20 protein-coding genes are annotated in these 22209 nt (G+C 70.4%); 9 read left to right on the top strand and 11 right to left on the bottom strand.

The window, feature by feature from the left end:
- Window positions 1–549 precede the first annotated feature (549 nt).
- A complete protein-coding gene (locus DAT35_RS59520) occupies window positions 550–738 on the bottom strand; it encodes a hypothetical protein (RefSeq protein ID WP_158502195.1) in 189 nt (62 codons plus the stop codon).
- A gap of 612 nt (window positions 739–1350) precedes the next feature.
- Between DAT35_RS59520 and DAT35_RS49140 the strand changes: the two genes are divergently transcribed.
- The 4 genes from DAT35_RS49140 to DAT35_RS49125 all read left to right on the top strand — a co-directional run bounded on the left by DAT35_RS49140 (window position 1351) and on the right by DAT35_RS49125 (window position 4679).
- Entirely contained in the window at window positions 1351–2142 is a 792-nt protein-coding gene (locus DAT35_RS49140) for a ParA family protein (RefSeq protein ID WP_108076335.1), read from the top strand.
- A 591-nt stretch (window positions 2143–2733) separates the two neighbouring features.
- Window positions 2734–3654, top strand: coding sequence for a ParB/RepB/Spo0J family partition protein (locus DAT35_RS49135; RefSeq protein WP_108076299.1), 921 nt, complete (start codon window positions 2734–2736; stop codon window positions 3652–3654).
- Between the two features lie 3 nt (window positions 3655–3657).
- Complete coding sequence (gene bacM / locus DAT35_RS49130; RefSeq protein ID WP_108076298.1) at window positions 3658–4113, top strand: bactofilin BacM; 456 nt, start codon at window positions 3658–3660, stop codon at window positions 4111–4113.
- 11 nt (window positions 4114–4124) lie between these two features.
- The gene (locus DAT35_RS49125) at window positions 4125–4679 is read left to right on the top strand and encodes a hypothetical protein (RefSeq protein WP_108076334.1); all 555 of its coding nucleotides are present in this window, start codon (window positions 4125–4127) and stop codon (window positions 4677–4679) included.
- 444 nt (window positions 4680–5123) lie between these two features.
- Here the strand turns inward: DAT35_RS49125 and egtD are convergent, their stop codons facing one another.
- The 3 genes from egtD to DAT35_RS49110 form a co-directional block, all read right to left on the bottom strand.
- Window positions 5124–6149, bottom strand: a complete 1026-nt coding sequence (egtD, locus tag DAT35_RS49120; protein ID WP_199243240.1) for an L-histidine N(alpha)-methyltransferase — start codon at window positions 6147–6149, stop codon at window positions 5124–5126.
- 3 nt (window positions 6150–6152) lie between these two features.
- Complete coding sequence (egtB, locus tag DAT35_RS49115; RefSeq protein ID WP_108076296.1) at window positions 6153–7487, bottom strand: ergothioneine biosynthesis protein EgtB; 1335 nt, start codon at window positions 7485–7487, stop codon at window positions 6153–6155.
- Window positions 7488–7693: 206 nt separating this feature from the next.
- Window positions 7694–8374 (bottom strand): TetR/AcrR family transcriptional regulator, encoded by a 681-nt coding sequence (locus tag DAT35_RS49110; protein ID WP_108076295.1) that lies wholly within the window; start codon window positions 8372–8374, stop codon window positions 7694–7696.
- A gap of 150 nt (window positions 8375–8524) precedes the next feature.
- Here DAT35_RS49110 and DAT35_RS49105 point away from each other — a divergent pair, with 150 nt between their 5' ends.
- On the top strand, window positions 8525–9706 hold the full coding sequence (locus DAT35_RS49105; RefSeq protein ID WP_108076294.1) for an FAD-dependent monooxygenase: 1182 nt from the start codon (window positions 8525–8527) through the stop codon (window positions 9704–9706).
- Between the two features lie 43 nt (window positions 9707–9749).
- Here DAT35_RS49105 and ggt read toward each other — a convergent pair whose 3' ends face one another.
- Complete coding sequence (ggt, locus tag DAT35_RS49100; protein WP_108076293.1) at window positions 9750–11585, bottom strand: gamma-glutamyltransferase; 1836 nt, start codon at window positions 11583–11585, stop codon at window positions 9750–9752.
- 320 nt (window positions 11586–11905) lie between these two features.
- Between ggt and DAT35_RS49095 the strand changes: the two genes are divergently transcribed.
- Complete coding sequence (locus tag DAT35_RS49095) at window positions 11906–12457, top strand: hypothetical protein (protein ID WP_108076292.1); 552 nt, start codon at window positions 11906–11908, stop codon at window positions 12455–12457.
- Window positions 12458–12473: 16 nt separating this feature from the next.
- On the opposite strand, the gene DAT35_RS49090 is transcribed toward DAT35_RS49095, so the two are convergent.
- The 3 genes from DAT35_RS49090 to DAT35_RS49080 all read right to left on the bottom strand — a co-directional run bounded on the left by DAT35_RS49090 (window position 12474) and on the right by DAT35_RS49080 (window position 14815).
- The gene (locus DAT35_RS49090) at window positions 12474–13625 is read right to left on the bottom strand and encodes a site-2 protease family protein (RefSeq protein ID WP_108076291.1); all 1152 of its coding nucleotides are present in this window, start codon (window positions 13623–13625) and stop codon (window positions 12474–12476) included.
- Window positions 13626–13846: 221 nt separating this feature from the next.
- Window positions 13847–14281, bottom strand: a complete 435-nt coding sequence (locus DAT35_RS49085; RefSeq protein ID WP_108076290.1) for a CBS domain-containing protein — start codon at window positions 14279–14281, stop codon at window positions 13847–13849.
- 123 nt (window positions 14282–14404) lie between these two features.
- Window positions 14405–14815, bottom strand: a complete 411-nt coding sequence (locus DAT35_RS49080) for a hypothetical protein (RefSeq protein WP_108076289.1) — start codon at window positions 14813–14815, stop codon at window positions 14405–14407.
- 312 nt (window positions 14816–15127) lie between these two features.
- On the opposite strand from DAT35_RS49080, the gene DAT35_RS49075 reads away from it, so the two are divergent.
- The 3 genes from DAT35_RS49075 to DAT35_RS49065 are packed head-to-tail and all read left to right on the top strand — an operon-like array spanning window position 15128 to window position 17665.
- Window positions 15128–16183, top strand: a complete 1056-nt coding sequence (locus DAT35_RS49075; protein ID WP_146210200.1) for a hypothetical protein — start codon at window positions 15128–15130, stop codon at window positions 16181–16183.
- 43 nt (window positions 16184–16226) lie between these two features.
- Entirely contained in the window at window positions 16227–16781 is a 555-nt protein-coding gene (locus DAT35_RS49070) for an RNA polymerase sigma factor (RefSeq protein WP_146210199.1), read from the top strand.
- On the top strand, window positions 16778–17665 hold the full coding sequence (locus DAT35_RS49065; protein ID WP_108076286.1) for a hypothetical protein: 888 nt from the start codon (window positions 16778–16780) through the stop codon (window positions 17663–17665). The genes DAT35_RS49070 and DAT35_RS49065 overlap by 4 nt, the downstream gene beginning before the upstream one ends.
- A gap of 27 nt (window positions 17666–17692) precedes the next feature.
- Here the strand turns inward: DAT35_RS49065 and DAT35_RS49060 are convergent, their stop codons facing one another.
- The 3 genes from DAT35_RS49060 to DAT35_RS49050 form a co-directional block, all read right to left on the bottom strand.
- The gene (locus DAT35_RS49060; protein WP_146210198.1) at window positions 17693–18199 is read right to left on the bottom strand and encodes a hypothetical protein; all 507 of its coding nucleotides are present in this window, start codon (window positions 18197–18199) and stop codon (window positions 17693–17695) included.
- Window positions 18200–18645: 446 nt separating this feature from the next.
- Window positions 18646–20664 carry a hypothetical protein gene (locus DAT35_RS49055; protein WP_108076284.1) on the bottom strand — a complete coding sequence of 673 codons (2019 nt, stop codon included), beginning with the start codon at window positions 20662–20664 and terminating at the stop codon, window positions 18646–18648.
- Between the two features lie 168 nt (window positions 20665–20832).
- Window positions 20833–22068: a cytochrome P450 gene (locus DAT35_RS49050; RefSeq protein ID WP_108076283.1), complete on the bottom strand. Its 1236-nt coding sequence runs from the start codon at window positions 22066–22068 to the stop codon at window positions 20833–20835.
- Window positions 22069–22209 lie beyond the last annotated feature (141 nt).

Genomic DNA, 22209 nt, shown 5'->3' with positions numbered 1-22209 from the left:
AGAGCGCTGCTCCAGGCACAGGACGCTGAGAGACCCCGCTCCGAAGGCGTGTTCCACGTGGAACAAGGCTTGGGGAAGGGACAGGGGAGGTGCCTTCTCGGCCGGGCGTGTTCCACGTGGAACGCCGGTCTGGGTGCGAGGGTCCTTCCGTCCAGAACGCCGCTCCAGGTCCGGGACGCTGAGAGATCCCGCTCCGAAGGCGTGTTCCACGTGGAACAAGGTTTGGGAAAGGGACAGGGGCGGAGGCCCTCTCGGCCGGGGCCGGTTCCATGTGGAACAGCCTGATGGGGAGTGAGGGGCTGTTCTTTTGGAGGCCTCCCCCAGGTCGCACGGGTGGGTGCCCGAGAAGGACAGGGGGTCCACGTGGAACGCGGCCCCGCGCGAGGGCCCGTCCTTCCGGGGTGCTGCTCCGTGTTCCTGGACCGGGGGCTCCCTCAGCAGATGCGTGTTCCACGTGGAACACGGTGGAGGGGCGGGGGAGGGCGGCCTTCGGGCCGGGGCGTGTTCCACGTGGAACGAGGGCCCCCGGCGAGCGGCTCGCTGCGTCCCTCACCCGAGCCCGAGCGAGGCGGCATCGCGGACGTCCATGCCCGTGAGCGCTTCGAGGGCTTCGCGCTGAGGTGGGGTGAGCGGATTCCAGAAGAGGACCTGGTCGGCGTCGGCCGTACGGCAGAGCGTGGCGAGTTCCTCCGCTTCTCCCGAGCCGAGCCGTGTCCTCCTGGACAGGGTCTGGTCCATGCGTTGGACACCCCTGGGGGTTTGGAGCGGGAGACTCCGCGCCGCTGAAGGACCTGTCCGGCCACGGTGCCGTGCCCGGCGTGCACGAGTCCGGCGAGGTGCTCGAGCCGGGCCTCCGGGTCCGGAATCTTCGCGGAGAAGGGTCCGGCCATGACTCCCGTCTTCCCGTGCGTCGCTCCATGCGCGGCGCAGGGGCCGGGCCGCCAGAGAACGTGCACAGCAGGGACTCCTCGGACCGGTGTCCCGGGCGTGTTCCACGTGGAACATGGGGCGCACGGGGTCTGTCTTTTCCGCCCGAGGGGGGCTCGGGGTGCTTCTCCTGGCGCTCGGGCCCGGTGCTCCTTAGGTCTCCCGGGTCGTGCGCGTCGGTGTCTGCGCTCCTCCGCGCTCCGCGGGGCAGGGGTTCCTCGCGGCTTTCAGGCGGGGGCCTCGGGGGCCTCGCCCCCGCGCTCTCCCGGGCGGGGTGGGGCGGGGATGTCAGGCAGGCAGGCTAGAAGTCTGATCCGGTCGCGGACTGGATCAGCCGACGATTTGGTGGATCAATGCGGGTCGCTACATGCCTCCCCCGCAGAGCCCCCGGGTACTTCTCGGGGCGTCGCAAGGATGGGCCACGTGGGTCGAATCATCTGCATCTCCAATCAGAAGGGCGGCGTCGGCAAGACGACCACCGCCATCAACCTCGCCGCGAGCCTCGCCGCCGCCGAGCGCAAGGTGCTCCTCGTCGACATGGACCCCCAGGGCAATGCCGGCAGCGGACTCGGGCTCAAGCGCGACCAACTCCAGGGCACCGTCTATGACGCCCTCCTCGGTGGCCGCCCCATCGGCGAGCTCGCCCACCCCACCGAGCTGCGCTACCTCCAGGTGGTCCCCGCCACCCCGGACCTCACCGGTGCCGAGGTCGAGCTCGTCAACCAGGAGCGCCGCGAGTACCGCCTGCGCGACGCGCTCCGCCCCGTGGCCGAGCAGTACGACTACATCCTCATCGACTGCCCGCCCTCGCTCGGCCTGCTCACGCTCAACTCGCTCATCGCGGCGGACTCCGTCCTCATCCCGCTGCAGTGCGAGTACTACGCGCTCGAGGGCCTCTCTCAGCTCAACCACACCATCGACCTGGTGAAGCAGGCCTTCAATCCGGGCCTGACGATGGAGGGCATCCTCCTCACCATGTTCGACTCGCGCGCGAACATCGCCAACCAGGTGGTCGCGGACGTGAGGGGCTTCTTCAAGGAGCAGGTCTTCACGGCCGTCGTCCCGCGCAACGTGCGCCTGTCCGAGTGCCCGTCCTTCGGCAAGCCCATCCTGCTCTACGACATCAAGTCCAAGGGCTGTGAGAGCTACCTGGCGCTCGGCCGCGAAATCATGCAGCGCGAGCCCAACCCGCCTCCCGCTCGCAAGGTGGCGTAGCGCTCGAGCCGGCCGCCGCCCGTATCCTTATATATGCGGGCTTCCGGTCGGTTCCTCTCCTGTCCGGCGCGGGGACCCGGGGCTCTCGAGTCCCAGCCTCCCGAGGAGGCGGCCGCGGTGAGACGGGATGCTTCGCGCGGATGGCCGTGTCCCCGTGGCGTCCGGCGGAGCGGAGGGAGGGCGGGCGCGGGTTCCCTCTCCAGGCTGGCGACCGGGTACTTCCGGCGACGGTCCCCTCGGTGGCTTCGGCGTGGAGTGCCGCTCCGAGCGGGCAGCCGGGCGGCTCCTCTGGTGGCGCAACGCAACTCCTGGTCCGGGTGAGCCCCGGGCCTCACGCCGGTGTTCGGGTCCACCCGGCGGAAGTGCGGTGACGGACCTGTCGGAGCGGTCTCTCGTTCCGGACAGGCATGCCGGGTGTTCGAGTCCTCCCGGCGGAAGGTGCCGAAGTGAAGTGATGGACCCGCCGGAGCGGCGTCTCGTTCCGGACAGGCAGGCCGGGTTCCCTGGTCCACCCGGCCCTGCGACGAAGTGAAGAACCAGGCCGCCCTTCCGGGCGGATGATGCCGGGCCCTCCCGGCGGGAGTCTCCGCAGTGCTGAACGGTGACAAGCAGAAGCGGGCGTTGGGCCGTGGCCTCTCCGCCCTCATCCCCCAGGCCGCTCCTCCTCCCGCCACCGCCGCGGCGGTGGTGGCTCCTCCCGAGCCCGCTCCTCCTCCCAAGGGCAGCGTCATCAAGCTCCCCATCGAGGCCATCAAGCGCGACAACCTCCAGCCGCGCCGCCACTTCGACGAGGCGAAGCTGCGCGAGCTCACCGAGTCCATCAAGACGCAGGGCGTCCTTCAGCCGGTGCTCGTGCGCAAGGATGGCGACGGCTTCAAGCTCATCGCCGGTGAGCGCCGCTGGCGCGCGTCCCAGGCCGCCGGCCTCCATGAGATTCCCGCCATCGTGCGCGAGGTGACGGAGGTCGAGGCTTTCGAGCTCGCGCTCGTGGAGAACCTCCAGCGCGCGGACCTGGACCCCATGGAGGAGGCCGAGGGCTATCACCGCCTCGTCGAGGAGTTCGGCCTCACCCAGGACCAGGTGGCCCAGCGCGTGGGCAAGGAGCGCTCCACCGTGGCCAATGCCCTGCGCCTGCTCGGCCTGCCCGACGAGGTGAAGCGCATGGTGGCCGAGGGCGCGCTGAGCGCAGGCCATGCCCGCGCGCTGCTCGGCGTGCCCCGCATCCCCGAGATGACGGAGCTGGCCGCCCAGGTCGCCGCCCGCAAGCTCAGCGTGCGCGACACCGAGAAGCTCGTTCAGCAGGCCAAGGGCAGCGCCAAGGCCTCCAAGGACTCCGCCACCCCCAACAAGAAGCCCAGTCCCCAGGTGAAGTCCCTGGTGGAGGAACTTCAGCGTTTGCTGGGCACCAAAGTGCGTTTGGTGGAGAAGGGCAGTGGAAAAGGCACCATCGAAGTCGACTACTTCTCGTACGATGACCTCGATCGCATCCTGAAGGTACTCAGGAAGGAGTAGCGCGTGGCGCTCCTCGGGAAAAAAGAAGAGAAAACCAACGTACCGCTTCTAGGTAGCAGACGGGAGGATGAATCCGTGGCAACGCGTCCGGGTGAGGTTCACACGCTGCTCGGTAAGGGCAGTGAGTTCGAGGGGAAGCTCACCTTCGAGGGTCAGGTTCGCATCGACGGCAAGTTCAACGGACAGATCATCACCAAGGACGTGCTCGTCATCGGTGATGGGGCCCGCGTGCAGGCGGAGATCAACGCCGGCACCGTCATCGTCAACGGCACCGTGGAGGGCAACATCCGCGCCGCGCAGCTCATCGAGCTGCACGCTCCCGCGCGGGTGAAGGGCAACCTCGAGTCGCCCGCGCTCACCATGGACCGCGGCGTCATCTTCGAGGGCACCAGCAAGATGGAGAACCTCGGCAAGGGAGGTGGCAGCCCGCCGCCTCCGGGTGGCGAGGGCAAGAAGTAGTGCGCCACGCCGTGCGCCAGCACGCCCGCGCCGCCGCGGTGGCGCTCGCCGTGCTGGCGGCCGGCTGTGGTGGTTGCAAGCAGCGGCAGCAGGAGGAGCCGGAGCCGCTTCCCGAGGCCGAGCACCCGGAGACCCCTCCGACTCCCCAGCGCCGCGTCGGGGTGAAGGTGCCCATGCCGCCCGGGTGGACCGCCCAGGTGATGCCGGATGGCAGCTTCCAGTTCGGTCCGCCCGGCCGTCCGGTGCTGCGCGTGGACCTGCGTCCCGGCCAGGGCCCGGCGCTGCCCTCGCCCGATGAGCTCGCCCAGTCGGTGACGAAGTCCTTCCAGGGCTTCGAGCACTCGGTCGAGCAGAAGGAGGGCGGGGCGGACTTCTCGCTCGTCCAGGTGAAGCTCTCGGCGAGGCTGTCCGATGGTGGCGTGGGCTCGCCGTACCCGGCGCTCTTCGGCGCCCGGCGCGTGGAGAAGGACCTCTTCCTGTGCGCCACCTTCCCGGAGGTCACCGCCGACGAGGTGCACCAGGCCACCGAGGCCTGCCGGGGCATCGAGTTCCAGCAGCCGCGCTGAGCGGTGGGCCCTGAAAAGACATCGGGCGCCGCGACGTTGGAGCCCCATGCTCTCCGGTCGCGCGCCCGATGAATCCCCCCTGCGCACCAGGGAGTCGGCCCTTCCCCCCGGACGGCCGGCGCTCTGGTGGATGTGTGAAAGGCTTTCGTGCCCGCCGCCCCTCGCTGCCGGGAGGCCAGACCACTGGCTCGTGGGTGCGTCAACGCCCGAGGGCGTGAGCAGGTTCTTCGCGCTGGGCTGTCGGCTCCAGAGGTGTTTGCCTCCGGACGCGGCCTCCGAGGTTCGTCCCCGTTCAATGTCGGGTGGTGTTTGTTTCCGCAACTCCAAGCGAGCAGGCGTATTTCCGTGCGCGCCGTCGTGACGGCCCGCACGTCAGGTCGTCACGACGCGCGCTCTCCTGCCCGCATGGGTTCTGGAGCCGTGGAGGCCCGTGGAGCGTGAGCGTCAGCGCTTGAGGGCGAGCGAGAGGGCGAAGTCCCCCGCGGCGTCCGTCCAGCGCTCCACCAGCCGCAGCCCCGCGGCCGTCAGCTCCGCCTCCACCTGCTCCGGGCGGAACTTGCAGCTCACCTCCGTGCGCAGCACCTCGCCCTCGGCGAAGTTCACGTAGCGCTCCACCGCCGGCAGCCGCACCGCTTGTGGCCTCACCGAGATGAGTCTCATCTCCACCCAGCCGTTCTCCTCGTCGAAGGGCGCCAGGTGCTCGAAGGCCTCGAGCTCGAAGTCCGCTTCCAGCTCGCGGTTGAGCACGCTCAGCACGTTGCGGTTGAACGCCGCCGTCACTCCTGCTCGGTCGTTGTACGCCGCGAACAGCCGATCGCGGCACTTGAGCAGGTCCGTCCCCAACAGCAGTCCCTCGCCCGGCTCCAGTCCCGCCGAGAGCTCTGCGTAGAAGCGCGCCCGCTCGGCCGGCTTCATGTTGCCGATGGTGCCCCCGAGGAACGCCACCAGCCTCCGTCCTCCCCCGGGCAGCTTCCCCAGGTGCCGCTCGAAGTCTCCCACCACCGCGTGCACCCGCAGCCCCGAGTACTCGCGCGCCACCGCCTCCGCCGCCTGCCGCAGGAAGCGCTCGCTCACGTCGAAGGGCACGAAGCGTCGGAGGTTCCCCGTGCTCCGCATCGCGTCCAGCAGCAGCCGCGTCTTCTCGCTGCTCCCGCTGCCCAGCTCCAGCAGCGTGTCCGCTCCGCTCGCTCGGGCGATGTCCCCCGCGTGCGCCTCCAGAATCTCCCGCTCGCGCCGCGTGGGGTAGTACTCCGGCAGCCGCGTGATTTCGTCGAAGAGCTGGCTGCCTCGCTCGTCATAGAGCCACTTCGGTGACAGCTCCTTGGGTTGGCGCCCGCTACACAGCCCGGCCAGCACCTCCGAGCGCAGCGCCCGCCGCGCATCCCCCGGCCGCACGTGCACCTCCACCGTCACCGAGAGCTCCCGTTGCCTCTCCAGTCCCGTCCCGCCCATCCCCGCCCTCCGTCTCATGGCTCACCTCGCGTCCCGTGCGCACCTGAAGCCGGCGAATATCTGTCGGCGGATGGGGTAGTCCCAGTTGCGGAAGCTGTTGCGCACCGCCACGGGGGCACTCGCCCAGGCTCCGCCTCGCAGGACGCGGTACTCCGTCCCGAAGAACACCTCCGAGTACTCCCGGTAGGGAAAGGCCTTGAAGCCCGCGTACCCGCCGAAGGTGCTGGCCGTCCATTCCCACACGTCCCCGAGCAGCCCCCAGACGCCGTCCGCGCTCTGGCCCGCCGGGTAGCTGCCCACGGGCGCGGGGCCCCAGGTGTTGCCCCCGAGGTTGGCTTGGCTCGCCGTGGGCGCTCCGTCTCCCCAGGGGTGCACGCGCGGCCTCACGTCCGAGCCCGCCGCGGCCTTCTCCCACTCGGTCTCCGTGGGCAGGCGCTTGCCGGCCCAGCGCGCGTACGCGTCCGCCTCGTACCAGCACACGTGCTGCACGGGCTCGTCCCGTGGAATCGGCTCCACCCACCCGAAGCGCCTGCGCAGCCAGGTGCCGTTGTCCTGCGGCTCCCAGAAGAGCGGATGGTGGATGCCCTGGGACTCAATCCACTCGAAGCCCTTCGGGTCCCACCAGCGCGCGTCCCCATAGCCCCCGGACTCGACGAAGACGACGAAGTCCCCGTTGGTGACGGGGTGCGCGTCCAGCAGGAAGGGCGCCACCTCCACCGTGTGCGCGGGGCGCTCGTTGTCGTAGGCCCAGAGCGCGTCGCTGCCCAGGCGCACGGGGCCTCCGGGGATGAAGACCTCGTGCTGCGCCACGCGGACGGGGCGCGGACGCGCGAGCGCGGTGGGCCGGTACGCGTGGCCCGTCATGAGCTGCAGCGTGGCGGCGAGCGTCTCCAGGTGCTGTTGCTCATGCTGGGCCACCATGCCGTAGACGTAACCCCCGCGCAGCAGCGGTGCGTCCGAGTCCTCGTGCACGTGCTGCATCCACTCGAGCGTGGCCTCGCGCACTCGGGTGGCGTAGGCGAAGGCCTGCTCGGGAGTCAGCAGCGGCAGGCGCGTGCGCGTGGAGCGCGGGTGGCGGAAGGCGTCGTAGAGCGAGTCGAAGGCGGAGTCGGTGAGCGCGGAGGCGCCGAGCGCGCGCAGCAGCCACTGCTCCTCGTAGTTGGCCACGTGGGCCACGTCCCAGATGATGGGGGACATGAGGGGCGAGTGCTGGCGGGTGAGGGCTTCCTCGGGGAGGCCCTCGAGCATCCGCAGCATGCGCGAGCGCGCCGCGGAGAGCTCCTTGGCGGCCCGAATCTTCCAGGGACGAGGCTCCAGCTGGCCCGTGTCCCGCCGGGCCTCGAGGGTGCTCCGCATCGTCCCTTCAAGCTAGGGAGCGGTCCTCGGGCGGGGGAGTGTTTCGCCCCGGCGCGCGAGGGGGCCGTGCGCCACCTCACGTCTGGGAAGCGCGTTGCCCCGCGTGGGACCTCGAAGTGCCCTGGACGACGGGGCATGTGGAGCCCGGTTGTGGGGAACCGGACGTGGCGCTGGGCCCTGGGGGCAGGGGGACGAGCCCCGAGCGGTCAGCCCTGCTTGCCGCCGCCCGGGGGAGCCTTGCCTTTCCGGGCCTTGTCCTTCCCGGGAGTGCCCTTCGGGGCCTTCTCCTTCTGGGCCGTGCCCTTCGCGTCGGCCTGCGCGACGCTCGCCACGATGGTCCGCAGCGCGTCGGTCAGGTCCTTGCTCGATGGGGCGTGCTCCGGGTCGATCAACCACTGCACCACCAGGCCGCTCATGAGCGCTTGGTAGAACGAGCCCACCGCCCACGCCGTCCTGTCCGCGGTGGCATCGAGGCCGTGGAACATCTGGGCCAGCCCGATGCGCCCCTCCTCCAGTCCGGCGGCGAGCTGCTGGCGGACCTCCGGCACATGCTCGGCCGTCGCGTAGGCCTCGACGCTCGCGGACAACGGCCTCCGGTATTTGGGGAACAACTCGAGCACCCGCTTCCAGTTGGCCTCGAACCGCTCCAGCGTCGTGGCCCCGGGTGGAAGCTCGGTGGCCAGCGCGCGCTGTATCTCGTCCCCCAACTCCTCGATGGCCTGGAGGATGGCCGCGTTCAGCAACGCCTCGGTGGATTTGAAGTGGTAGCCGATGGCCGCCAGGCTCGTTCCCGAAGCGGCGGCGATGTCGCGTGCCGTCGTCCGCCCGTACCCCTTTTCGTACAGGCAGCGCTTGGCTCCGGCGAGCAGGTCCTCACGATTTCCCATGGGGGGAACCTACCCCCGTGTCGGGACGAGCGTCTTGGACAAATGTGCTAGACGTTGGTTTGAGACATTTGTACAAATGTCTCACGCGCCTCGGCCGTGAGTCCGGCCCGCGCGGACCCGATGGCACCGACAGGTCCAGGAGCGTCCCCGATGAAGAACAGGAACATCCTCATTTCCGGCGCGAGCATCGCCGGGCCCGCGCTGGCGTACTGGCTGCGCCGCTACGGCTTCAATCCCACGGTGGTGGAGCGGGCCCCGGAGCTGCGTGACGGCGGCTATGCGGTCGACTTCCGCGGCGCCTCCATGCACGCGATCGAGCGCATGGGCCTGCTGGGCGAGGTGCGGCGGGCGCAGACGCACATGGGCGAGGTGCTGTTCGTCGACCAGGACAACAAGCCGCTGGCGAGCATGCCCTCCGAGTTCATGAGCGGTGAGGTGGAGATTCTTCGCGGCGACCTGGCCCGCATCCTCTACGAGGCGAGCCGGCAGGACACCGAGTACCTCTTCGGGGACTCCATCACCTCCCTGACGCAGGGGGAGGAGGGCGTGCGGGTCACCTTCCAGCACGCGCCCCCGCGCACGTTCGACCTGGTGGTGGGCGCGGATGGGCTTCATTCCAACGTGCGCGCGCTGGCGTTCGGAGACGAGTCCCGGTTCGTCCGAGACCTCGGCTACTACATCTCCATCTTCACCACGCCCAACCTCTTGGAGCTCGACTACTCGGGGCGGTACTTCAGCGTGCCTGGGAAGACCGTGGGCGTGTACAGCGCCCGGCGGAACACCGAGGCGAAGGTCCTGTGCGCCTTCGCCTCACCGCCGCTGACGTACGACCGCCACGACAGCGCGCAGCAGAAGCGGCTCCTGGCCGACAGGTTCGCTGGCGAGGGCTGGGAGATTCCCCGGTTCCTCGAAGCCATGTGGAACGCCCCCGACTTCTACTTCGACTCCATCAGCCAGGTGCACATGGACTCCTGGTCGAGCGGGCGGACGGTGCTGCTCGGGGATGCCGCCTATTGCGCCTCGCCGCTGTCGGGCATGGGGACGGGGCTGGCCGTGGTGGGCGCCTACGTGCTGGCCGGAGAGCTCCAGGCCGCCGGTGGCGACCACCGCACCGCGTTCGCCCGCTACCAGGAGCAGATGCGCGGCTACGTCCAGCAGAGCCAGAAGCAGGGGCAGGACGGCGGCACGTGGTTCGTGCCCAGCAGCCGCGCGATGCTCTGGTTCCGCAATCAAATCTACCGGGGCATGTCCTTCGCGCCCTGGAAGAAGCTCATTTCCAAGATGGCGATGGGGGCTGGCAACGCCATCACCCTCAAGGAGTACCCGGTCTGAGCCGCCCCCGGCACACGGGCGCGAGGGCGGGAGACCTGGGGCGTTACTTCACTGGCTCGACGACCATGGCGCTGCCTCCACCACGGCGGCGGGGCTCGGCGGCGGCGGTGACGGTGCCATCGGGGTTGAAGCGGATGGCGGTGAGCGCGCCGATGGGGCCCGCGTCCGTGAACCCATGCCCGAGCGCCTTGAGCGCGGCGGCCTCGGGGGAGGCGATGAATTCGGGCTCGGCCTGGCTCTTGTTGTCGGGCGAGTTGCGCTGCGACACGCGAGGTGCCGCCAGGGCCTGGTCGATGGGCATGCCGAAGTCGAGGAAGTTCACGAGCGTCTGGCCCACGGTGGTGATGATGGTGGAGCCGCCGGGGCTGCCGAGCGCGAGCACGGGCTCGCCGTCCTTGAACACGAGCACGGGGCTCATGCTGCTGCGGGGCCGCTTGCCGGGGGCGGGGGCGTTGGGGTGGGGCGCGTCCACGGTGGCGGGCAGGTCGAAGTCCGTCATCTCGTTGTTGAGCAGGAAGCCGTAACCGGGGACGACCATGCCGTTGCCGCCCTCGCCCTCGATGGTGCAGGTGTACGCGACGATGTTGCCGGCGGCGTCCGCGGTGGTGATGTGCGTGGTCTCCTTGTTGAGCACCGTCTCCTCGGCGGCGGGGCGCTTCACCTCGGGGAGGGGTTGGGGCGCGGCGTGGGTGTCACCCTGGAAGGGCAGTGGATTGCCGGGCGCCGCGGCGGTGGTGGAGGCCCGGGAGACGTTGAGCGCCGCTCTCCGCTGCGAGGCGTAGTCGCGCGACAGGAGGCCCGCCTCGGGGACGGAGACGAAGGCGGGGTCTCCCATGAAGGCGTTGCGGTCGGCGAAGGCGAGCCGCGAGGCCTCCAGGTAGCGGTGGAGGAACTCGGGGCGGGACAGGGCGGCCGGGTTGGAGGACTCGAGCAGGTGCAGGGTGAGGCCGAGCGTGAGGCTGCCGCTGCTGGGCGGGCCCATGCCGTGGAGCGTGTAGCCGCGGTAGGTGCTCGTCACTGGAGGGCGGACGAAGGCCTCGTACTTCGCGAGGTCGGCCAGCGTCATGACGCCGGGGCGCACCGTGCGCGAGGCGCCGGGCGTGACGGGCGGCCGGGTGACGGTGGAGACGATGGCCTGGGCAATCTCGCCCCGGTAGAAGGCGGGGACGCCGTCCTGGGCGACGAGCTTGTATGTCTTCGCCAGGCCGGGGTTCTTGAAGGGGGTGCCGACGGGCCAGGGCTGCCCATCCGGCCCGAGGTAGAGGGCGGCGGTGCTGGTGAAGTCTCGGAAGCGCGAGACGTTGTGGCGGGTCTGCTCGAAGAAGGTGGGGTCGACGTCGAAGCCCTGCTCGGCGACGCGGATGGCGGGTTGGAGGACGTCGGCGAGCGGGCGCGAGCCGTAGCGGCGCAGGGCCTCGCTCCAACCCATGAGGGAGCCGGGGACGCCGACGGACAGGCCGCTGGTGACGAGCTCGTCGAAGCGGATGGGGGCACCGTTCTCATAGAGGCGCGAGCGCTCGAGGGCCTGGGGTGCCGTCTCCCGGTGGTCCACGGTGACGACGCGCTGGTCCTTCGCGAGATAGATGACCATGAAGCCGCCGCCGCCGATGCCACACGAGTACGGGTCGGTGACGCCGAGCACGCTGGCGGCGGCCACGGCGGCGTCGACGGCGTTGCCTCCGGACTTGAGCAGCTCGATGGCGGCGGCGGTGGCGCGCACGTCCACGGTGGCGGCGGCACCCCCGCGCCCGGTGGCGCTGGGAGTGGGGGCGGGGGACTGCAGCGGCCGGGGCTCGGACGTGGGGGCCGGAGCGGTGGCGCACCCGGTGCCGAGTCCCAGGCAAAGCGTTGCACTGACGGAGAAGAGGAGCCTTCGCATGAGGGCGAAGCCTATCAGTCCCTCCTCCCTGGAAGGGCTCGCCCACGAAACCGCCGCTCCCGAGGGATTTCCCGGGAGAAGGGGAAGCATCCCAGACGGGAGGCGCATGCGGATGATGCGCACTGCACACCGGCTCCGCGCGGGTGTCGGGTTTCCGGCGTGGAGCGGCCAGGGCCGACTTCTCGGGCCCGGGTGAATCCCTACCATTCGCCCGCGTGTCGACGTGGGAGGGAGCCGTCGAGGACCGGGGCGCACGTGCGCGGGTCCTCGGCCGCTGACGTACCGGGGACAGGGGAAACCCAGACACGCTGGGGGGACGCATGGACCACTCGCTCTGGACTGTCCGCGATGGGCCGCGAGGAGACCTGTCATTCCTCGCCCTGGACGAGGGCTCCGAGGACTCCCGGGCGGTGGAGCACGCCTTCTCGCGGTGCGGCTTCTCCGCGGACGAATGGCGGGTGCTCCACGATGCACCCCTGCGAGCCTTCCTGTGGGTGGCCACCGCCGACGGTCCGGTGCGCCCGCGCGAGCGCGAGGCCTGTCGGCGCGTGCTCTTGCTGGGCCAGTTCTCCCCCAGCCCGCTGGTGGGCCTCATCTACGGCGAGGCCCTCGGCCAGCTCGACGTGCTCTCGCCCGAGCGCCTCCGCGAGGCCCCCGACCTGGAGCCCCTGCGCCCGTTGTGCGAGCGCGTGGCCGAGCGGTTGGGGCTCGGCGAGGCCGCGCGCTTCCGGCGCTGTCTGTTGGACGTGGGCTGGCGCGTGGCGAGGGCCTCCAACGGGCTGCTCGGGCGCTTGGGGCGGGTGCGCGAGGCGGAGCGCACGGCGCTCGAGGCCTTCACGGAGGTGCTGGAGTTCCCGGGCCTGGACGGCTGAGCGCGGCGGGCCGGGCTCAGGTGGGGGACTGGTGCTCGCGCGGGCCGAGCCCCCACGGGCCGCGGAGGTTGGTGTCCTCCAGCTCGCGCAGCTCCAGGCCTCGCATCACATCATCCTGGGTGACGGTGCCCACCAGCATGTCCTCCTGCACCACGGGGAGCTGCGGCAGCCGGCGCTGGCCCATCTCCCTCAAGGCCTCCCAGGCGGTGGACTCGGGGGTGAGCAGGGGCACGGGCAGGGCCACCGCGCGCACCCTCACCTGCGAGCGCCTCGGCGCGGGCACCTGCCGCACGGCCGCGAGCGTCACCAGGCCCACCACGTGCCCGTCCTCCACCACCGGCAGCGCCCGCCTCCGCTCGGCCTGCATGCGCGTGGCCACCTCCTCCAGCGAATCCGTGGCCTCCACCGCCGCCGTGCGCGGTGCCATCAACTCGCGCACGTGCACCCGGTTGAGCAGGGATTGCATCAACACCTCGCGCGACTCGGCCTCGGCGCCCATGAAGACGAAGAAGGCGATGAGGAGCAGGATGAAGTTGCCCCCGAAGAGGCCCACCACGCCGAAGAGCAGCGCGAAGCCCTTGCCCACCATCCCCGCCACCTGTGTGGCGCGCACGCGGCCGAGCCTTCCGGTGAGCACCGCGCGCAGGACGCGGCCCCCGTCCATGGGGAAGGCGGGCAGCAGGTTGAAGAGGCCGAGGAAGACGTTGAGGTTGCCCAGGTAGAAGACGGCGAAGCGCAGGTTGAAGGAGCGCGCCCCCGCGAGCCCCACGTAGGCGCCCAGGAAGAGCGCCCCCAGCGCGAGGCTGGTGAGCGGGCCCGCCAGCGCCATGAGGGCCTCCTGCCGCGAGCCCTCGGGCATGCGGGTGATGCGCGACACGCCTCCAATCATCAACAGGGTGATGTCCGACACCTGGCCGCCCTTGCGCAGGGCGTAGAAGGAGTGGGCCAGCTCGTGCACCAGCACGGAGAGGAACAGCGCCACCGCGAGCCCCAGGCCCCACAACAGGGGGCTGCCCGTGAGCCGCTCGGGAGGGACATCCGCCGCCTCGGCGGCGCTGCGGAAGGCCTGGCCGAAGAGGTAGGCGAGGAAGGGCAGCACCAGCAGGAAGGAGTAGTGCACCCGGATGGGAATGCCCCGCAGGGTGGCGATTCTGAAGGCTCCGCGCACGTGACACCTCGCTCCCGGGAAAGGTGGGGACTGTGCCGCGCGGAACAATCCAGCGGAACGGCGGGGCCCTCGCCCCCGGCTGGAGAGCGGGCGGGCGCCGGAATGCACGAAACCCCTCGGCGGGCAGGCGGCCTTCGGGGCCACCGCCGTCAGAGGGGCTCATCCCAGCGGCCAGGGGCCGGAGTGCCTCGTGGGCACCGGCCCCGGGGCCTCATGCGCCGTCACATGTTGGGGCTGGAGGGCTCGGAGATGCCCTCGAGCGCCTCGCCTACCTTGCGCTCGCTCACCTCGCCGGTCAGGTCTCCCAGCGACGCGACGCCTACCAACTTCTTGCTCCGGTCCACCACGATGATGCGGCGGATCTGCTTCTCCTTCAGCCGGTTGAGCACCGTGTCGACGTCATCGTCATCGAAGGCGTACTCGATGCCGGGGCTCATCGCGTCGGCAACCTGGGTGCTGTTGGGGTCCTTGCCCAGGGCAATGGCGCGCACGACGACGTCGCGGTCGGTAATCATTCCCACCACGCGCTGGCCGTCACACACGGGAATGGCGCCGACGTTGAGGGTGCGCATCTTCTCGGCGGCGTCGCGGAGGGTGTCGTTGGGGTTGATGACCTCCACGTCGCGCGTCATCACTTCACGAATCAGCTTGGCCATGGCCGCTCCTTTGGGTGCATCGGGGTGCCCGGCACCCTCTCTGTCAAACCCTGGGGAGCATCCCGGCAGCGGGCAACGCGGGCCGGGGCCGTCCTGCCGGGGAGTACGCGAGCGGCCGGGCGCTCAGGCCGGTGCCATCCACGCGCCCGGCTTGGGGGCATCGCGCCAGACGTGGCGGCCGGTGTCCGGGTCCTTGTGGAAGCGCATGAAGTCGCCCAGGCCCGTGTCGAGCGCTCGGGCCTCGAGTGCCTCGGCCACCTTGCCGATGATGTCCAGCACCTCGTCCCCCGAGCCGTGCACGAGCAGCTTCACCCGGGGCGCCGGCTCCCAGGGGCCGATGTCGAAGGTGATGGAGAAACCGTCACCGTGGTAGGTGCCCTCGGCGAGCGAGGAGAAGAAGATGGTGGGCAGCGCCTCGCGCAACCGGCGGAGGATGAGCTCGCGAGGGCCCAGCGGGGGAGGCGACCATCCCTCGGGGAAGTCCCGCACCGAGTCGAAGCCAGCAGCGCCCATCAGGTAGATGATCCAGCTCATGCCACACCTCGTGATTCATCATCTTCTGGAGAACAGCCTACGCGGGGTGTCTGACATTGCCGGGCGCGAGGCCGTGAGGCTTTGACGGAGCCGCGAGTGTGGACCTGCCACCGGTGCACCTGGACCGGGGTCTCGGGGAGCCGGGTCCGGAGTGCCCGGCGCACGCAACCCGGCGAAACGCATGGCGATTTCGGCCGGACTCCATCGGGTTCAAAAAAGCGCCACGTCTGGGCGGTGGGGCCGGGAGGCGTCGTGATGCGGAGGACACCAACCGCGTCCACTTGAGCCGCGCCGCGTGGTTTAAGGCCACGCATGGGTGTACTGCCGCGCTGTGCTGTCGTGTTGCTCCTCGTCGCGAGTCCCGTGCTTGCCGGGCCTCGCCCCGAGTCCCGTTGGGGACTGCGCTGGAATGCCACTCCCGGGTGCATCCAGGCGGGGCCACTCGCACGGGCGGTGGAGGCGCGGCTCGGACGCACCGTCTTCGGCCCCGGGCCCGAGTTCCTCATCGACGGAGTGCTCGAGCCCGGCAAGCCCTCGGGCTGGAAGGCGACGCTGTCGCTCGTGGATGCGCGCGGCAACGTGCTCGGGAGCCGCGAGGTGTCCACGCGGGAGGAGGCGTGCTCCGCCCTCGAGCCCCGCCTGTTGTTGGTGATGGCCGTGATGATCGACCCCTCGGCGGCGCTCGGGGGTCCGCCTCCCGAGAGCCCACCCGCGCCGGAGCCTCCGCCCCTGCCCACCGTCGCCGAGCCCCCCGCACCCGTCGAGACTCCCGCGCCCGCCGTCACCGAGGCCATGCCCCCGCCACCCGAAGAGTCCCCGGGGATGCGCCCGGACGCACCGGGGCCGAGGCTTGGGGGCCCGGCGGTCACGGTGGCGGCCCTGGGCTCGCTGGGGGTGGGCTTCGGGGTGACGCCCGGAATCGCCACGAGCTTCTGGCTCGGGCGAGGCGCATGGCCGTGGCTCATCCGGCTGACCCTGTCCCCCTACGAGTCCTACACGAAGGACGGAGGGCGGCTCTCGCTGGTGAAGTCCGGGGCGGAGGTGGGCGTGTGCCCGGTGTCGTGGGCGGGCGGCGAGTGGTCCGCGTCCGGCTGTGCCACGGCCACGTTCGCGCTGGTGCTCGCCTACAGCGAGGGCTTCGAGCAGGGCCGGCTCGAGCCGCTGGCCCGGGGCGACGTGGGGCCGCGAGCCCGGCTGGAGAGGAGACTGGGCGCGAGCACGGCGCTCCACCTGGGAGTGGGCGTGGGGTACGGGTGGCTGCGCCCGACGGTGCGCCTGCTCAAGCCGGACGGGACGGCGGAGGACCAGCGGCTGGGACTGCCCGTGCAGGCGAGCGTGGACGTCGGCGTGTCGTTCCTCGGACCCTGAGGAGGAACCGGCGCTAGACTTGGGGGCTCCGGTCTCCTTCCCGATGCCTCCTTCCTCCCTGGCGCCGAGCCCCATGGCCGGGCCGCCCGTCCTCCGCTTCCAGCAGGTCTACGCCGAGAGCGCACCGTTCGTGTGGCGCACGCTGCGCCGGCTGGGCGTGCGGGAGGCGGACCTGGAGGACGTGAGCCAGGAGGTGTTCGTGGTGGTGCACCGGAGGCTGGCGGACTTCGATGGGAGCTCGGCGGTGCGCACGTGGCTGTTCGGCATCTGCCGGAGGGTGGCGGCGGACTACCGCAAGCGGGCGCACATCCGCCGCGAGACGGCCGTCTCGGAGCTGCCGGACGGAGCCCAACCGCCGGAGCAGGTGGAGGTGGTGGCGCGCAGACAGGCGCGAGCGCTGTTGGACCGAATCCTGGACGGGCTGGACGAGGACAAGCGGGCGGTGTTCGTGCTGTTCGAGCTCGAGCAGTGGCCGATGAGCGAGGTGGCGGAGGCGGTGGGGTGTCCGTTGCAGACGGCGTACGCGCGGCTGTACGCGGGGCGCCAGTACGTGCAGCAGGCGGTGGCCCGGGCGCGGGCGGAAGGAGGCGAGACATGAGTCCCCGCGAGCCGGTGCGCCTGCTGGAGCAGGACTCCGAGGCCTCCCCGGAGCTGCGCGAGTTGCTCGGAGCGGCGAGCCTGGACGAGCCGTCGGCGGAGCAGCTCGCCGCGCTGGCGGGGAAGCTGGGCCCGTTGCTGGGGCCGCCGGGGGGCGCACCGCCGGAGCCGCCTCCGCAGGGAGCGCCGCCCGTGCCCTCTGTGCCGGGGGGAGTGGCCGGGACGGCGGTGTCCGGGGTGAAGGGCAAGGTGCTTGCGGGGATGGCGCTGGCGGTGCTCGCGGGGGGCAGCTTCCAGGCGGGCCGTCTCGTCGAGCGGGAACGAGCACGGGCCCGCCCGGAGGAACCCACGGCGGTGCTTCCTTCGTCCGTGCCGGAGCGTGCCCCGGTGGAGACTCCCGAGCCCGCGAGCGTGAAGGCACCTGCACCCGAGCCCGCGAGTGAAGAGTCCGCTCCACCCGGGCCCGTGAAGCCCACTCCACCACCGGCGTCCGGGGTGGCCTCCGAGACCGCTGCGCCGAGGACGAACGCGGCGCCCGTGCCACGGGTGCCTCGCCCGCCTGCGCCCGAAGTCCCGAGGCCGACGCAGCTCAGGCCGGCCGAGACCCCGGCGGAGATGGACGAGGAGCTCACGCTGCTCGAGACGGCCTATCAAGCGCTGAGGGGAGGGGATGCGGCGGGGGCGCTGGAGGAGGCGGAGCGGCACGCGGCGCGCTTTCCGGAGGGAGCGCTGGCGCAGGAGCGGGAGGTGCTGGCCATCGACGCGCTGGTGCGGATGGGCCGGCGCACCGAGGCGGGGGCACGAGCCGAGACCTTCCGGGCGCGCTACCCGACGTCCACGCACTGGGTGCGCATCCAGGGGCTGCTGGCGGGCCCGAAACCCTGAGACAGACACGAGGGCGATGGGCAGGGGTCAGTGGAAGGATTGGCCGAGGAGGTCGAGGAAGGGGCGGCGGGAGGGGAGGGAGTGGAGCTGGTGGTCGTAGAAGCACTCGGGGCCGAGCAGGGAGATGAGCTCGCGCTCGCGAGCGATGCCCGAGGGGGTGCCGGCGTCGGAGGGCAGAGCGTAGGGCTGGACGAGGACGAGGTCCTCGCCGAAGCGCGCGAGACAGTCGGAGGGAAGAGACTGGAGACGCTGGCCGAACATGCGAATGAAGGGAGGGCCGAAGAAGTTGCGCCAGACGAGACCAGGAAGACCCTCGCTGTAGTCGCGCACAGTGAACAGCTCTTCCGAGTAGGTGAACTCGGTTCCATCGTCCTGGGGAATGCTGCTGTGGACGAGCCGCCACTGCTTGGCGTGGAGATCCGAGTCCAGGCCGGCTTGGGCCAGGGGGGACTGGACGAGGCGCATGAGCTCGACGACCTGCCGGGCATGGGCTGCACGCCACGAGGCCTTGGAGGCAGAACTGGCGGACGTCATCCAGGAGATGGAGCCCGTGTACGGTGGAGCTCCAGTCGAGGTCGGGTAGATCGAAACAAAGTCTCGATCGGTTCGCGCTGCCACGTACAAATTGCCATGCTCTTCGTAGTAGGCAACCAGCGCTCCGAGATCGAGGCGGTTTGGGTCGATGGGGTCGCCCAGAGAAGCGAATCCATAGCGCCTGGGCTCGAACCACCGGAATTCACGCAAAATAAGAGTGAGAAACTCTCTTACCATGCTGGAGGAGGGGCGGCCTGGCGGGAGTCCGAACTGGGTATGAAAATATTTGATAGGCATGCCGATCCTGGAGGGGGAACGCCACGGCTGACAGTGTTTACCGGCCGCGACGAGCGTCGGTCATCTGAAAATGCCTTTGCATGACGTGGGTTCATCCGGACCAGGGGGGCGCTCAGGGGACGTAGCTCGTGACATGTCAGAAAGGGGCATCATGGGTAGTATTTCACGCTCGCCCTGCCTTGTTTTCTCAGATTGTTCACCCTGTTCAGGAGTGACGTTGAGAGATGTGTGGGTCCATCAGGATGCCTGGGGGAGCGGACCCATAGCTCGATATGGCCGCTATAGGCTTCCACGTACTCGATCATCGCCTTGAGGTTACCGGACCAGGACAGTTCCTTGCGCGCCTTGGCTTCGACGAAGAGGTAGGGCTGGCCCCACACGAGCTCCGTGGGGTTTCCCTTCACCGAGTCGGCGATGAATCCCTGAGTGCGGCTACCCGGTGGCGGCATCATCATCGCGGTGTTGCGCTCATACCTTCCCGTCCGGAGCATGGCCTCCTCGAAGGCGTTGCCCGCGGGCCGGTTCTTGAGGATTGTTTCGTACATGCGCTCCCAGTCCGCGTCCGGCTGGAAGGAGAAGCGGCGGTACTTCTCCGGGTGGCGGAACTGGTAGTCCACCCAGCGCTGCGCCTTGTGGGCCTGCGTGCCGGGCAGCAGCCGACTGCCGTCCGGAAGGATGCGCACGCCCAGCAGAGGCACCTTCTGGCCCGCGCGCAGCGCTCCGGCCGCCTCGCGCAGCGGAGCCTCCAGCCCATGAGCCACCCGGTTGAGGAAGCGCAATTCCTCCTCGGTGAAGGTGTGGCCCCGGGACACCTCGGCCAGGAGGCGCTCAACCTCCTTCGCGTCCGCGGGCGACAGGTGCGAGGCCACGCGCGAGAGTACCTCCACCTCGTCGAGGCTCCGGCCGGTGAGCAGGGCCAGCCGCTCGGCGCCGTCGCCACCGGCCTTGAGCAGCACGGTGCCCGCCACGAAGGGAACCAGCACCCCCAGCGCGCACACCAGGCGCTCGTTGCGGGAGAGAGTGTGGCCGGTGAAACTCCGGCCGGTGACGGCGGCGTGTGCGTCCGTCACCTCGCCGGCCCCCGGCATCAAACCCACCGCCAGCTCCAGCAACAGCTCTTCCGGGGTGTACACCTCGGGGTCGAACGTGGGGTTGTAGTCCAGCTGCAGCGGAGACAGCCGGCCCAGCTGCACCGCGGTGGCCAGGGCGGAGCGGCTCGCCAGCAGATAGAGGGCCACGTCCTCGGGCGAGCGCTTCAAGAAGTCAGGGTCCTCCGTGTGAGCGTAGGCCCAGGAGAGAGTGGCGTTGCCCAGAGCCCACAGAGACTGAGCGCGCAGGGGAGACTCGGAGACGAGGTAGCCCGGGGCCACGTGGCGCTGAGGCGAGACATACGTCGCCAGCAACGAGCGTCCCCAGGCCTCGTACTCGGCGAGCTTGCGCTGCACGGCGTGCCAGCGCACCTCGCGCTGCCGCTCCTCCTCGAGGAAGGCCACGTACCGGGCCAGGGGAGAAGGAGCCTCGCCGAGAGCCTCCTCGGGTTGGAGCAGCACCCAGGCCTCCAGCTTCTTCAACGCCCCCAGGCCTTCGCGGCGCTCCGCCTCGGAGAGGCCCGCCGACTGAAGCTTCTGCCGCTGGTGCCGGAGGAAGGCCTCGTAGGGCGCTTGCATCCGCGAGGCGGAGAGCACCGGGCCCGTGGACTCCACCTCCTCCCTCCACATCCCCTCGCCGCGCCGCAAGGTCAGCACCACCTCGCCTCTCTGGCCCCTCACGTACCGGTACAGAGACCACTCCAGGAGGGCACGGAAGCTCTCCGCTTCCACGGCGCTCACCTCGTTACCCGTCCCCTCGTGCTTGTGCACGGCGAGCAGCCGCACCCGCTCACCCTCCACGCGCAAGGCGAGGGCCAGCCACGCCCCCACTCGCTTCAGGCTGCGCGCTGCCGCCCGGGCCTGGGTGTGCACCTCCTCCGTCCCCTCCAACACCCCGGCTCCAGGAGCCCGCGGAGGCGAGGTGTCCGGAGCCGCGTCGCCAGGAAAGGGGCGTGTCGGGCCCATGCCCGGTGACTGCATGCCGAATTCCAGACGAGGCCCCGCGCCTCCGTCCGTGTAGCTCCGGCACGCGGCCACGGCGACCCACAGCGCGATGCAGAGAAGAGAATGTGTCCTCATAGGAGAGGCACACAACTCCGGTCATCCCGCCGCGTCTGGATGTCCGGGAATGGCTGCCTCGGGACTCAATGCAACCATGATGCAGGAGTCACGGACAGGGAAACGATGCTCGGCGGCCTCGAGTCCCCCGAGCCGGGACGCCCGGGAGTGCTCCTCCAAGGGCCGCGGCTACGCGCCCCACTGCACCTGGAGGTGCCGGGGCACGCGGTGGACGAGGTTGGGCAGATAGGAGATGTGTTCACCAGGAGACAGACGCAGCTCGGGCAGGCGCTGCACCATGAGCTCGAGGAGGACCTGGGCCTCGAGTCTGGCCACTGGCGCGCCCACGCAGTAGTGGATGCCGTGGCCCAGGCCGAGGTGGCGCACGGCGCTGGCGCGGTGGAGGTCGAAGCGCTCGCCGCCCTCGAAGACGGACTCGTCGCGGTTGGCCGAGGCGAAGAGGAGGAACAGGCGGGCCCCGGCGGGCAGCTCCGTGCCCCCGAGCTGCACGGGCCCGTTCGTCGTGCGCATCATCCCCACCACGGGCGAGTCGTAGCGCATCGACTCCTCGAGGGCGTTGCGGATGAGGTAGGGGGCTTTGCGCAGCTCCTGCCAGAGGCCGGGGTGGCGCAGCAGGTGGTAGCAGGCGAGGGCGAGCAGGTTGGTGGATGTCTCGTGGCCGGCGAACACGAGCACACAGGCCAGGGCCACGAGCTCATCGGTGTTGAGGGGACGCTCGCCCTCGGCGCGCGCCTCGAGAAGGGACGTGATGAGGTCTTCGCGAGGCGACCTGCGGCGGTCCTCGACGAGCTGGCGCAGGTAGCGGCGGAAGTCGGCCACACCGCGGGCGGCGCGCAGGTGCTGCTCGAGGGGGATGGGGGTGAAGAAGAGCTTCTCGTCGTCGCACCACTGCTTGATGCGCTCGCGGTCCGCGGCGGGGATGCCCAAGAGCTCCGTCATGACGTGCATGGCCAGCGGCGAGGCCAGCCGGGAGACGAGGTCGGCACGCGGCCCGCCGTGGAGCAGGGTATCGAGGTAGGAATTGGCGAGCTCGCGGATGCGCGGCTCGAGCGCATTCACGCGCGACAGGGTGAAGGCCTTGCCCACGAGCGCGCGCACGCGGGTGTGCGAGGGCGGATCATCTCCGAGCAGGGGGTACTCGGGCCGGTAGCCGGCGGGCTCGAGGATGGCCATGACCTCGCGAGGCAGCTCGACGGGAGGGCGGAGCGTGTCGCGCGAGCTGAAGGTGCGCGCGTCCTTGAGGACGGAGAGCACGTCCTGGTAGCGGCTGACGAGCCAGAAGTGGAAGGCGGGGACGAAGGTGACCGGGGACTCGCGGCGCAGGCGCGCGTAGAAGGGGAACGGGTCCTTGAGAAAGTGAGGCTCTAGCGGTGCGAATTCGAGACCGAGGGGAGCAGGGGGCATGGCACCATTCTGTCAGTTTCGGGTGCGACAGGACGAGCCCGGAAGCGTGGCGCGGAAGTCCAGGAATGACCTGGCGGCGCTGAACGGGTGGGCAGAACGGATTGGGCGGGAACTACCGCTTTCTCCCGGCTGAATTAGGAT

Source organism: Vitiosangium sp. GDMCC 1.1324 (assembly GCF_003044305.1).
Lineage (GTDB): Bacteria > Myxococcota > Myxococcia > Myxococcales > Myxococcaceae > Archangium.
The sequence above is the reverse complement of the archived record's forward strand: the minus strand, read 5'-3'. Positions and strand labels throughout refer to the sequence as shown.

Bases quoted from the DNA above. Each gene is read 5' to 3' on its own strand.
- DAT35_RS49105 (WP_108076294.1), top strand. From the start codon at position 8,525: ATGAAGAACAGGAACATCCTCATTTCCGGCGCGAGCATCGCCGGGCCC.
- DAT35_RS49080 (WP_108076289.1), bottom strand. From the start codon at position 14,815: ATGAGCTGGATCATCTACCTGATGGGCGCTGCTGGCTTCGACTCGGTG.
- ggt (WP_108076293.1), bottom strand. From the start codon at position 11,585: ATGCGAAGGCTCCTCTTCTCCGTCAGTGCAACGCTTTGCCTGGGACTC.
- DAT35_RS49075 (WP_146210200.1), top strand. From the start codon at position 15,128: ATGGGTGTACTGCCGCGCTGTGCTGTCGTGTTGCTCCTCGTCGCGAGT.
- DAT35_RS49065 (WP_108076286.1), top strand. From the start codon at position 16,778: ATGAGTCCCCGCGAGCCGGTGCGCCTGCTGGAGCAGGACTCCGAGGCC.
- DAT35_RS49085 (WP_108076290.1), bottom strand. From the start codon at position 14,281: ATGGCCAAGCTGATTCGTGAAGTGATGACGCGCGACGTGGAGGTCATC.
- egtB (WP_108076296.1), bottom strand. From the start codon at position 7,487: ATGCGGAGCACCCTCGAGGCCCGGCGGGACACGGGCCAGCTGGAGCCT.
- DAT35_RS49050 (WP_108076283.1), bottom strand. From the start codon at position 22,068: ATGCCCCCTGCTCCCCTCGGTCTCGAATTCGCACCGCTAGAGCCTCAC.
- DAT35_RS49110 (WP_108076295.1), bottom strand. From the start codon at position 8,374: ATGGGAAATCGTGAGGACCTGCTCGCCGGAGCCAAGCGCTGCCTGTAC.
- DAT35_RS49055 (WP_108076284.1), bottom strand. From the start codon at position 20,664: ATGAGGACACATTCTCTTCTCTGCATCGCGCTGTGGGTCGCCGTGGCC.
- DAT35_RS49060 (WP_146210198.1), bottom strand. From the start codon at position 18,199: ATGACGTCCGCCAGTTCTGCCTCCAAGGCCTCGTGGCGTGCAGCCCAT.
- DAT35_RS49070 (WP_146210199.1), top strand. From the start codon at position 16,227: ATGCCTCCTTCCTCCCTGGCGCCGAGCCCCATGGCCGGGCCGCCCGTC.
- DAT35_RS49095 (WP_108076292.1), top strand. From the start codon at position 11,906: ATGGACCACTCGCTCTGGACTGTCCGCGATGGGCCGCGAGGAGACCTG.
- DAT35_RS59520 (WP_158502195.1), bottom strand. From the start codon at position 738: ATGGACCAGACCCTGTCCAGGAGGACACGGCTCGGCTCGGGAGAAGCG.
- egtD (WP_199243240.1), bottom strand. From the start codon at position 6,149: ATGAGACGGAGGGCGGGGATGGGCGGGACGGGACTGGAGAGGCAACGG.